At 65.4% G+C, this 11200-nt stretch carries 12 protein-coding genes; 2 read left to right on the forward strand and 10 right to left on the reverse strand.

Annotation, left to right across the window (positions count from 1 at the left end):
• Window positions 1–181 precede the first annotated feature (181 nt).
• The gene (locus ABOA88_RS22155) at window positions 182–568 is read left to right on the forward strand and encodes a VOC family protein (protein ID WP_196171078.1); all 387 of its coding nucleotides are present in this window, start codon (window positions 182–184) and stop codon (window positions 566–568) included.
• Here the strand turns inward: ABOA88_RS22155 and ABOA88_RS22160 are convergent.
• Genes ABOA88_RS22160 through ABOA88_RS22190 form a run of 7 tightly spaced genes read right to left on the reverse strand, consistent with a single transcriptional unit; the run spans window position 562 to window position 6859 of the window.
• Window positions 562–1941: a sensor histidine kinase gene (locus ABOA88_RS22160; protein WP_196171077.1), complete on the reverse strand. Its 1380-nt coding sequence runs from the start codon at window positions 1939–1941 to the stop codon at window positions 562–564. The genes ABOA88_RS22155 and ABOA88_RS22160 overlap by 7 nt on opposite strands.
• Window positions 1938–2600, reverse strand: a complete 663-nt coding sequence (locus ABOA88_RS22165) for a response regulator (RefSeq protein WP_196171076.1) — start codon at window positions 2598–2600, stop codon at window positions 1938–1940. Before ABOA88_RS22165 ends, ABOA88_RS22160 begins: the two co-directional genes overlap by 4 nt.
• Window positions 2601–2602: 2 nt before the next feature.
• Window positions 2603–3244 (reverse strand): tetratricopeptide repeat protein, encoded by a 642-nt coding sequence (locus tag ABOA88_RS22170; RefSeq protein ID WP_367852110.1) that lies wholly within the window; start codon window positions 3242–3244, stop codon window positions 2603–2605.
• Complete coding sequence (locus tag ABOA88_RS22175; RefSeq protein WP_196171074.1) at window positions 3241–4047, reverse strand: SDR family oxidoreductase; 807 nt, start codon at window positions 4045–4047, stop codon at window positions 3241–3243. Before ABOA88_RS22175 ends, ABOA88_RS22170 begins: the two co-directional genes overlap by 4 nt.
• Window positions 4034–4714 carry a TenA family transcriptional regulator gene (locus tag ABOA88_RS22180; protein ID WP_367852111.1) on the reverse strand — a complete coding sequence of 227 codons (681 nt, stop codon included), beginning with the start codon at window positions 4712–4714 and terminating at the stop codon, window positions 4034–4036. The genes ABOA88_RS22175 and ABOA88_RS22180 overlap by 14 nt, the downstream gene beginning before the upstream one ends.
• Window positions 4715–4722: 8 nt before the next feature.
• Window positions 4723–6189 (reverse strand): AMP-binding protein, encoded by a 1467-nt coding sequence (locus ABOA88_RS22185; protein WP_196171072.1) that lies wholly within the window; start codon window positions 6187–6189, stop codon window positions 4723–4725.
• Entirely contained in the window at window positions 6179–6859 is a 681-nt protein-coding gene (locus tag ABOA88_RS22190) for a thermostable hemolysin (protein WP_196171071.1), read from the reverse strand. Before ABOA88_RS22190 ends, ABOA88_RS22185 begins: the two co-directional genes overlap by 11 nt.
• 132 nt (window positions 6860–6991) lie before the next feature.
• Here ABOA88_RS22190 and ABOA88_RS22195 point away from each other — a divergent pair, with 132 nt between their 5' ends.
• On the forward strand, window positions 6992–7561 hold the full coding sequence (locus ABOA88_RS22195) for a hypothetical protein (RefSeq protein ID WP_196171070.1): 570 nt from the start codon (window positions 6992–6994) through the stop codon (window positions 7559–7561).
• A gap of 39 nt (window positions 7562–7600) precedes the next feature.
• Here the strand turns inward: ABOA88_RS22195 and ABOA88_RS22200 are convergent, their stop codons facing one another.
• The 3 genes from ABOA88_RS22200 to ABOA88_RS22210 form a co-directional block, all read right to left on the reverse strand.
• The gene (locus ABOA88_RS22200; protein ID WP_196171069.1) at window positions 7601–9280 is read right to left on the reverse strand and encodes an MFS transporter; all 1680 of its coding nucleotides are present in this window, start codon (window positions 9278–9280) and stop codon (window positions 7601–7603) included.
• 307 nt (window positions 9281–9587) lie between these two features.
• A complete protein-coding gene (locus tag ABOA88_RS22205) occupies window positions 9588–9998 on the reverse strand; it encodes a VOC family protein (protein ID WP_367852112.1) in 411 nt (136 codons plus the stop codon).
• Between the two features lie 85 nt (window positions 9999–10083).
• Window positions 10084–11010: an alpha/beta fold hydrolase gene (locus tag ABOA88_RS22210; RefSeq protein WP_196171067.1), complete on the reverse strand. Its 927-nt coding sequence runs from the start codon at window positions 11008–11010 to the stop codon at window positions 10084–10086.
• Window positions 11011–11200 lie beyond the last annotated feature (190 nt).

Here is an 11200-nt window from a genome sequence, read left to right on the forward strand (position 1 = left end):
TGACTGCAGCGGCGCTCCCACCGACGCTTTCGCGGGTAAACCCGCTCCCACAGAGGCGGCGGCGCGCTTGCGATGCCGGCGTACCCGCGAATGCAATACTGGACTCACCCCATAGGGAGTGGTGAACGTGTCCAGAGCGTCTTTACTTGCAGGTAACTGCCCGCAGAACGGACGCACGCCTATGAAGATCGTGATCACCAGCATCCTGGTCGACGACCAAGCCAAGGCCCTTGCCTTCTACCACTATGTGCTGGGGTTCGAGCCCAAGCATGACGTTCCCATGGGCCAACACCGCTGGCTGACCCTCACCTCGCCCAACGACCCTAATGGTGTGGAGTTGCTGCTCGAGCCCGATGCCCATCCCGCCGCCAAGGCCTACAAGACCGCCCTCAAGCAGGATGGCATCCCGGCCACGTCCTTCGGGGTACGCGATATCCAGGCTGAGTACACCCGTCTGTGCGCAGCCGGGGTGCGCTTCACCCAACCGCCGACTGCCATGGGCCCGGTGACCGTGGCCGTATTCGACGACACCTGTGGCAACCTGATCCAGATCGCCCAGCGTCACTGAGACGTGTCGGCCTCCAGGCGCAGGCGCAAGGTAGCCCGCAGCCCATGGGGGGCGACGTTGCACAGCTGCACGTTGCCACCTAGGCGCTTGGCGATCATGCTGACGATCGACAACCCCAACCCCGCGCCATTGGCGGAATCCTTGCTGTAGAACCGTTCGAACACCCGCTCGAGGTCCGCTTCGTCGATGCCGGGCCCTTCATCCTCCACGCAGAGCAACACCTGCCCTTCGACCTGCGCCAACGACACGCGGATCCGCCCGCCAGGCGGGGAATGGTTCACCGCGTTGGTCAACAGGTTCTGCAGAGCGATGGCCAGGGCGCTGGCATCGGTTGCCAGGTGATAGTCGCCAGGGGCGATGTCCAGCGAAGGTTCCTGGCCCTGCTCGAGAATCCATGGTGTCAGCTCGGCCAGATGCTCGGTCACCAGCACCTCCAGGTCGACCACCTCCCGATTGCGCTGCGCCAGGCGTGGCTCCAGCCTTGCCAGGGTCAGCAACTGGTTGACCACCCGGCCAAGCCTGTCGACGCCTGCGATCAGAAAGCCCAAGGCCTTTTGCCGCTCCTCCTCGGTGGTGGCGGTCTGGGCGTTCTGCGCATGCAGGCGCAGGATCGCCAAGGGCGTGCGCATCTCGTGGGCGGCATCAGCGATGAAGCGGTGCTCGCGGCACAGCAGTTGCTCGATCTGTGCCAGCAAGCGGTTGATGGCTGCCTGCATCGGCTCGAGTTCGCGCGGCAGCGGCACCAGTTGCAGCGGCGCCAGGGACTCGGCGTGCCGCCCGCGAATCACCTGGGCCATGTTCTGCAGCGGCATCAGGCCGCGACCAATGGCCAGCCACACCAACAGCGCCAGCGCCAGACTGCCCAACAGAAACGGCAGCAGGGTATGGCGCACGATCCGCCCGACCAGGTCGGCGCGCACATCGCTACGCTCCCCCACCCAGATGATCCAGTGCTGGTCGGGCACCGGCAGGACAAAACTGCGCCACTGCCGCCCATCCACCACCACATCGGAAAACCCTGGCATGGCCGGCGGCGTGACGAACGCGGGCGCGCTCGGTGTGCGCAACAGCAACGGGCCATCGTCGCGCCAGACCTGAAACGCAAGCTTGCTCTCGTACGGGTGCCCAACCCCGCGCCGCCTGGCCTTGCCCAAGGCAACATCCAAGGCCTGGTAGAGGTCGTCGCGGTGCTGCTGGTGCAGCGGCAGGCTCAACACGCCCTGCAGCAGCCGGGCGTTCTGCGCCAGATGGGCGTCATAGACCTCGGCAATTTCGTGCCGGCTGTCGTGATAGTTGTACAGGGCCAGCAAGGCACTGCCGAGCACAAGCACCAGCATGACCCGCCACAAGGTGCGCCGACGCAGCGAACTCATGGCTTGCCTTCCACCAGGTAGCCGATGCCACGCACGGTACGGATCAGCCCGTTGAACAGCTTCTTGCGCAGGTGATAGATGTGCACTTCCAGGGTATTGCTCTCCGGTTCTTCGCCCCAGCCATACAGCAGCTGGGTCAGGCGCTCGCGGGTGAACACCTTGCCCGGTTGGGCCAGCAACTCGTGCAGCAGCCGGTACTCGTTGGGCGTGAGCACCACCGGTTGGCCGTTGTAGCTGACTTGCTGGGTGGCCGGGTCCAGCGCGACCCCGGCATGTTCGATCACCAGCCGGGCCCGGCCGGCACTGCGGCGCAACAAGGCGCGCAGGCGGGCCTTGAGCTCGTTGAGATCGAACGGCTTGATCAGGTAGTCGTCAGCCCCGGCGTCCAGCCCTGCGATCCGGTCCTCGGTGGCGTCACGCGCCGTGAGGATCAACACCGGCACCGCATTGCCGTCCACGCGCACACGCCGCAGCAGTTCGACGCCATCCAGGCGAGGCAGCCCCAGATCCAGTACCACCAGGTCAAAAGGCTCATGGCGCAAGGCGTGCAGCGCGTTGATGCCGTCCTGCAACCAGTCGAGGGTATAGCCTTCCTGGCGCAGGCCGTCGCAAATCCCCTCCCCCAATGCCCTGTCATCCTCCACCAGCAGCAGCCGCATGTTCAGTCCTGTTTGTCTTGGATGCTCTTGAGTAAAGCATCGATTTCCTGACGCCGGCCTTGGTCCGCCAGCTCCCGTCCGGGTCGGGCCGGTGCCTGACGTGCCTTGAGCAAGGCCTCTCTGGCCTGGGCATAGTGGCCTTCGCGCACCAGATGATCGGCCCAGAAGTAGTTGCTGTCGATACCCTCGGGATTGAGCGCCAGTGCCTTGCGCAGCATCGCCTCGGCCTTGTCGCTGTCACCAAAGCCGATGGGCCATCCCGGCACTTGGTCGTACAAGGCCCCCAGGCTGGTATAGGCCGAGCCCTGTAGGGCGGCAGGGTCCATGGCGATGGCTTTTTCCAGGCTGGCGCGGGCAGCCTTGACCTTGCCCAGCGCCCCCAGCCCGCCCGTGGCGCCGGCCCAACTGCTGTTGACGATGCCATCCCAGATCAGCGCCTCGGGCGAGCTTGGGTACTGGCGCACGAACGCACCGCTGTCGGCGGCGAGTTTTTCCAGCGCATCGGCGCGCTGGGCCAAGGGCAGCGTGTACTGGATCTGCGCCCAGCGCTGCTGGACATCCGTCAGGCGCTGGGTGCCCGCCTGGTCCAAGGCCCAGGTGAAGGGGGCGGCGACCAGCAGGCCGGCGAGGATCAGGGATCTCATTTGTTCGACTCCTTGCTGTTGGCATCGCTGTAGCGGCGGATCAGCGGCAACTGCTTGCGCAGCGCCCGGTCGACTATGCCGGGCAGCATGCCGTTGAGACGCACGAAGAGTTTTTCCGGCCAGCCCAAGTACAGTTCGCTGCGCTCGGCCTGCACAGCATCGAGCACGGCCTTGGCGACGTCGCCTGGGTCATCCATCCCGACCTTGAGCGCTTTGTTCAAGGCCGTGGCGGCGCTGCTGTTCATGCTGGTGCGGGTCGCCCGGGGTGCGGCGTACAGCACGTTCACCGAGGTGTCGGCAAGCTCGCGCCGCAAGGCTTCGGAGAACCCGCGCAAGGCGAACTTGCTGGCACTGTAGGTGGCGTAGCCGGGGTAGCCGATCGAGCCGTAGATGGAGCCGACGTTCACCACCAGTGCCCGGGGTTGTTCGCGCAGCAACGGCAGCAACCCGCAGGTCAGCTGCAGGGTGGCCTTGATGTTGAGGTCGATCAGGTCATCCAGGGCTGCCTCGTCGAGCTGTTCGAACAGCGCGAAACGATTGACGCCGGCGGCGTTGATCAGCAGGTTGGCACCCCCGAGGGTCCGCGCCGCAGCGATCACGGCTTGGCGCCCGGCAGGGCTGCGTAAGTCGGCCGATTGCCAGCGCAACTGTTGGGGGTAGCGGTTCATCAGTGCCGCCAGCGGGCCCATGTGCCGACTGACCGCCAGCACCCTGGCTCCAGCGGCGCACAGCTGGCCTGCCAGCTCCAGGCCGATGCCTCCGCTGGCCCCGGTCAGTACCGCCGAGCATTCAGACAGACGCATGGTGCAACTCTTGCCCGGTGGCACGCGGCAGGCCCTGGAACATCTCGGTGTACAGCCGGTACACCACTTGGGCGGCATGGATCACCGCCTCCTGGTCTTCGGGTTGGTCCAGGCGATCCATCAGGCCGCGGTAGGTAACCATGTGGTCCTGGTCCAGCGCGCCGTGGGAACTGAGGTAGCTGAAAGCCTTGTCCGGCAGACCAAGGCTGCTCTGGATGGTACCTGCGGCCTGGGTGGCCAGGGCAATGCTGGTGCCTTCGAGCACGTTGACCATGCCGAACAGCCCCACCGGGTTACCCCGGGCGATGGTGTCGTAGAGAAACGCCACCATCAGTTCGATCGGCAGCGCCGGGCGGCTGTTGCGCACCCGGTCGGGATCACCGCCGCAGGCCGCGATGTCGTCGAGGATCCAGCGCTCGTGGCCGTACTCTTCGTCGATGTATTCGCACACCGCACCGCGCAGCCATTCCAGGCGCGCGGGCAGTCGTGCGCCGCAGGCCATCATCAGCGGCACGGTATGGCGCACGTGGTGATAGGCCTGGGTCAGGAAAGCCACGTAACCCTCCAGACTGACGGTACCGGCGAGTGCATCGCGGATGACAGGCACGCTGAACAGGGCGCCGCGTTCCTGGGTGGTTCGTGCTTGAAGGGTTTCAAAGAAGGACATGACAGGCCTCATGAGTCAGCAATCGCGGATAACAAGCCGTGGTAGCGCTGCAGGATCTGATCCCGGCGCGGACGGCCATTGGCGGTCAGGGTGGCACTGGCGACGCTGAAGGGTTCGGGCAAGCGTCGCCAGGTGTGTACACGGGCGTAGTCCGGCAGGCCGGCATTGCACTTGGCCACGGCCTGCTCGATCAGCGGATCCCCGATGCTCGGGTCAAGTGGCCAGAGCAACGCCACGTTGCGGGCCAGGCCCTCGCCATGGACGAAGGCCTGGAGGATCACCCCGCCCTGGGTCAGCTCCGCCTCGACCCATTCAGGGTTGACGTTGCGTCCAAAACTGGTGATGAACTGATTCTTCTTGCGTCCTGCGAGGTACAGGTAGCCATCGCCGTCGAAATGGCCGATATCGCCCGTGGGCCACCACTGCCCGGTGAAGGGTGGCTCGCCCAGGTAGCCCAGCAGGGTCGAGCCGGCCACCAGTACTTCGCCGTCCTCGGCGATGCGCACCTGCACATGGGGCAAGGGCTGCCCGACACTGCCTGGGCGCTGCGCCCCCGGACGGTTCAGACAGACCACCGACGCGCATTCGGACAGCCCATAGCCCTCGAACACCGGCAGGCCCATCGCCTCGGCGCGCGTCAACAGACTTTGCGCCACGCGTGCCCCGCCCACGGCGACGAAACGCAGCGGGCCGACCCGGGTCAAGCCCCGCTCGATGGCACTCACCAGGCCCAGCAGCAGTTGCGGTACCAGGATCAGGCTTTCGGCACCGCTCAAGGCGATGCTGCCCAGTAAGCGCTTCCAATCGACCTGGCCTGCGCCCTGCAAGCCCAGTTGCGCCTGCGGGTAGACCATCACACGGGCACCGGCCAGCAAGGCTGCGTAGAGACCAAGGTTTTCCAGCAACACGCCCAAGGGCAGCACTGCCAGATACGTGCTCGGCGCCGCCGGCCGACTGGCTGCCTCCAGTTCACGGGCCACCCGCAGCATCGCGTCGGCCCCCAGGCACACGCCCTTGGGGGCCCCTGTACTGCCGGAGGTGTAGGTGATCTTGAGTGTGCCCGCCGGCAGGGCGTTGGCCACCTGCATCTGGCGAGACCAGACACCCTCTTTCTCGTTGAAGCCTGCCGCCTGCAGCGTCGGTGCAAAGTCAGGCTCGGCCAGCATCAGGGTCACTCCGCTGTCGTCGAGGCTGTGACGGACCTGCGCCGGCGTGAAGAACGGCGGCACGATCACGCATGGGCGTTCGGCCAGCAGTGCCGCCAGGTCCCAGAACACCGCTTGGGGGCCGTTGTCCAGGGCCAGGGCGAAGGTGCCTGGCGGTTGAGCACGCAACCAGGTCTCGCGCTGTTGGACCTCGCTCAACAACTGGCCATAGTCGTAGCGGGCTGCTGCCCCTTGCAGCGCGATCTGCGATCCGCGCTGACGGGCATGCAGGTTCAGCACCTCGCGAAACGCCTGCAACTCAAGCAGCATGACCGGACTCCTGCAACGCCGCAGGCAACCCCAGGCGCTGGAACACGCCCGCGCGCATCAGGGCGTCATGGCCCAGGCCGATATTGCCGGCGAACACGTGCGGGTGCTGGTTGTAGTAGCTGCCCCAATGGCCGCGCTCGCCATTGAGCCGGTCCGGGTCGGCGTCAGCCAGCAAGGTCGGCACCAAACCCAGGCGGTGAAAGCTGTTGACCAGCGTCGAGGCGCCGGTGAAGGCGACCCAGTCCAGCCCACGGGCAGCGAGCAGCCAGGTCACGACGATGATCATGATGCGGGCACTGCCGGCGCTGAGCGCTGCGAGATTGCCCACCTCGACCACCTGTTCGCGGTTGACCTGCGCACCGGCCAGGCGTGAGGCCGCCTGCTCCACGGGCTCGTCCAGGTAGCGTTCGAGAAACAGCGGCCCGTCCCCGGCCAGGCGCATGCCCGCGGCGGCGATCAGGCGGCCATGGCTGTCGCTCAGCCCAAGCAGCTCAGGCAGGTAGTGATGGACATCGGCGTGGTGGATCGAGGCAAAACGCTGATGGATGAAGTGTTCGAACAGGTCGCGGCTTGGCTCGCCCGCAAGGCTCAGGGTCAGGTGCGCCATACCGCGCTCGGCGTGGGTACCGATGGCCAGCGGAAACAAGGCACGCCAATGTGCGTTGGTCATGGAAATCCCCCCAGGGGACGTTTCGATGGGGGAAGTATCGGCGGCTAATCTGAACGCAATCTGAAGACAGTCTCAAGGCCTTGCGCTACAGTCAGCGGCCCTCACCAGCGCAGCCATAACAAGGAAAACCCGATGCGCTACGAATTCAGCGAAGTCCTGAACGATCTGATCGATTACTTCATCCTTGGCGATATCCAGTTGCTCCATCGCTTCAAGGAGGAACACGCGCTGCCGGACGACCTGGCCCACGCTTTCACCCATGGCGACAGCGGCGACCAGGCGGTGCTCGAGGGCATCGTACTGCCGCTGGCCGGGGTCGAGAACCTGCCCTACCGGATCATCTTCAGCCTGGACGACCACACCCCCGCCCTGCTCGCCCCCGGCAGCCGCCTCAAGCACCGTCGGCCGGGCTATGTGCTGCAGGTGGAGAACCGCTCGCTGATGCTGTTTACCTGGCGCATTCTGCAGCACTTCACGCCCAAGGCCCTGGGCGATTTGCTGGCACGCTACCAGCAACCCGGCCGGCCCATCATCGAGCTGGACAACGGCTGGTACCACGTGGAGGTGCTGGCAGGTGCCGTGCTGCGCGACGGCTTGTACGAGCCAGCCTTCGAGTTTGTCCTCAAGAAGACCCCCGGTCGCGGCAGCGCCACTGGGGTCGATATCGGTTATCGCTTCGCCTTGCGCGGCTGTTTCGATTGACCCGCGAAGGGGCGCATTGCGCCCCTTCGATTGCGCCACTCAGGCGTGATGAATGTCCCGGTCCTTGGTCTCCGGAAGGAAGAAAGTCCCCAGTATCGCAGTCATCACCGCAATGACGATCGGGTACCACAGCCCATAGTAGATATCGCCCGTCGCAGCCACCATGGCAAACGCCACAGTCGGCAGGAAGCCGCCGAACCAGCCGTTCCCGATGTGGTACGGCAGCGACATGGAGGTATAGCGGATCCGCGCCGGGAACAGCTCCACCAGCCACGCGGCGATCGGCCCGTAGACCATGGTCACGTAGATCACCAGCAAGGTCAGCAGCAACAGCACCATCGGATAGTGGGTCTTGGCGGGGTCGGCTTTTTCCGGATATCCCGCTTCCTTGAGCGCGCTGCCGAGGGTGGCGGTGAAGCTCTCGCTCTGGGCCTTGAAGTCCGCCGCAGCCAACGCACTGCCGTCAAAGCTTGGGATCACCCGCTCGCCAATGCGGATCTGCGCCACGCTGCCTGGTTCGGCGCGCGCGTTCTGGTACGGAATGGCCCGCTTGGCCAGCAAGCTCTTGGCGATGTCGCAGGAGCTGGTGAATTTGGCCTTGCCCACCGGGTCGAACTGGAATGCGCACTGGTCCGGGTCGGCGATCACCACCACCGGGTTCTGCTCCTGGGCGACGAACACGTCCGGGTTGCCGTACTCGGTCAGGGCCTTGAAGATCGGAAAGTAGGTCAGTGCGGCGATGATGCAGCCGGCCATGACGATTTTCTTGCGGCCGATGCGGTCGGACAGGCTGCCGAACAGGATGAAGAACGGCGTGCCGATCAACAGCGAACCTGCAATCAGCAGGTTGGCGGTCTGCGGGTCGATCTTGAGCATCTGCAGCAGGAAGAACAGCGCATAGAACTGCCCGGTGTACCACACCACCGCCTGGCCGGCGGTGCCGCCGAGCAGCGACATGATCACCACCTTGAGGTTGTCCCAGCGGGCGAAGGATTCGGTCAGCGGCGCCTTGGAGGCCTTGCCTTCGGCTTTCATCTTCATGAACACCGGCGACTCGTTGAGCTGCATGCGGATGTACACCGAGATCGCCAGCAGCAGGATCGACAGCACGAACGGGATGCGCCAGCCCCAGTCCTCGAAGGCCTCCGAACCCAGCAGCGTGCGGCAGGCCAGGATCACCAGCAACGAGAGGAACAGCCCCAGGGTTGCGGTGGTCTGGATCCAGGAGGTAAAGAAGCCACGCCTGCCCTTGGGTGCATGCTCGGCCACGTAAGTGGCCGCTCCGCCGTACTCACCGCCCAGCGCCAGACCTTGCAGCAGCCGCAGGGTGATCAGGATGATCGGCGCCGCCACGCCGATGGCCGCATAGCCGGGCAGCACGCCGACCACGGCGGTGGACAGGCCCATGATGACGATGGTGATAAGGAAGGTGTACTTGCGCCCAATCATGTCGCCCAGGCGGCCGAACACGATGGCGCCGAACGGCCGCACGGCAAAGCCGGCGGCAAAGGCCAGCAAGGCGAAAATGAAGGAAGTGGTCTCGTTGACTCCGGCGAAGAAGTGCTTGGCGATGATCGCCGCCAGGGAGCCGTAGAGGTAGAAGTCGTACCACTCGAACACTGTGCCGAGGGACGAAGCGAAGATGACCTTGCGCTCCTCCCGAGTGATGCCACGTTGGGGCGCGCTGCTGCCCGTGGATGCGCTGTCGATGACCGCCATGGGTTGCCTCCGTCTCGAGGTTGCAGGCCGCAGGTGCCTTTCATGCATTCACCCGTACACCCAGGCCCAGGGACTTGCAGAGTGTGCGAAGCACGACAGGCGAAGCGCCCAGGGTCGCAGCAAGGTCAGTTGAAGCATAAACGGCTTTGCCGGTATGGCCATGGGACACCGACCACAGGGCACCCGAGCGGGCTGTGCTTGCCGATATTGCAGGGCCGCTAAGCGCCCCTTCGCCCGCGCCTACAATTCTGTGCCGTTCCTGTAGGCGCTGGCGAAGCCTGAGATGGGCTGCGCAAAAGCCCCATGTTCAGGCCAGCGGCCCCTTGAGCTCCACCTGGTTGCCGTCCGGGTCGAAACAATACAGCGACTGGCCTTCGCCCTCGGCGCCGTAGCGCTTCTCGGCAGGTTCGACGGTCACGCCCGCCGCTTGCAGGTAGGTGATCAGAGCCTGCTCGTCGAACGGCGCGATGCGCAGGCAGAAGTGATGAAGGTTGTTGCCCTGCCCGTTCGACGCCGGCCCGCCCGGGCGTCCCAGGGGGCCGTCGAGGGTCACCAGGTCGATCATCGCGGTGCCCGCGGCCAGGTGGACCATCCCCAGGTCTTCACGCGTTCGGCTCACCTGGCAGCCGAGCAGATCACGGTAGAAGGCGATGCTGCGCTCCAGATCCTGGACCCGTAGGACGATATGATCGATGTGCTGGATGACGAAAGGTGGCATGCCGCTGCTCCTTGTGGCGGACCCTGAAAAGGTACGCAGGCAACATAGCCCATCCCAACGCCCGCCGACAGCCCCTGTCTCTGGCCTACTCGTTGACCAGACGCTGCAACTGGCCGCTGTCGTGGCTGGCCAGCACCCGCAGGATCTGGTCGACCAGCGCCCGGTCAGGCGCCTCAAGATGGAAATGATGACCGCCTGGGTGCCAGGTGACCCGGGCATGCGCGGGCAAAGCACCCTGGCGCTGCTCGAAGCCGTCGCCGGCGAACGCCCCCTGGCGCCCCAGCATCAGGTACAGCGGGCAGGCAATCTGGCGCAGCAGGTCACAGGCCTCGTGCTCGGTCAGCGGCATCGGTTCGGGCAAGACCAGGCGCGGGTCGTGGCGCCAGCAGTAGCCATCGCCCACTTGCAGCAGATCGCGCAACGCCAGAAGACGCGCCGCCTCGCTGGACAACGTGCTGTCCAGACGGTTGCGCCGCTGCAGCAGCGCCGACTCCAGATCATCGAACTGACAGCCACCAGGCTCGGCGAACCCCTGCAGCCGGCTGCGCCGGACCATGCGCTTGAGACGGTAGGCCCGGGCCAGGTGCTGGACGCGGTCATCGGCGGCCACGGTAAACGGCACGCCCATGCCATCGAGGAAGATCATGCTGGCGATGCTGCTGGTGAGCGCCGCCAGCAACGAAGCGATGCCGGTGCCCATGCCGTGAGCCACCACATGAAAATGCCCAAGGCCCAGGCTGTCGACAACGGCCAGCATGTCCTCGGCGTGTTCCCACAAGTAATAGCCGCTGTCATCGCGCCGATGGTCCGACCGACCATGGCCGGCCAGGTCCGGCGCCACCACGAAGCACCCATCGAGCAAAGGTGCCAGCCGCTCGAACGAAGCGGCATTGTCCAACCAGCCGTGCAAGGCAAGCACAGGGATGCCATCCTCCGGTCCCCAGCAACGCACGGCGATCTCGACGCCATCGAGGTCTAGCAGGTGATCCTTGGGACTGCACTGCGAACGCATGAACTCTCTCCCTTGGCTATGGCCTGGCACCCCCGCGTCAGGCCGGTAACCTACCTTGGCCCAGGCAGGCCAGGCTCGCTGGCCCGCGACCGACGGTAACGTGTTCGACACCGACCCCTTGGGTGTTATCTCGTTATCACCTGCGCCAGGCACCGAAGCCGCTCAATGGCAGCTCTTTGTAACGGAGTTG

Origin of the sequence: Pseudomonas sp. PKS (genome assembly GCF_051913525.1) — a bacterium.
In the GTDB taxonomy this organism is placed as follows: Bacteria; Pseudomonadota; Gammaproteobacteria; order Pseudomonadales; family Pseudomonadaceae; genus Aquipseudomonas; species Aquipseudomonas guariconensis_D.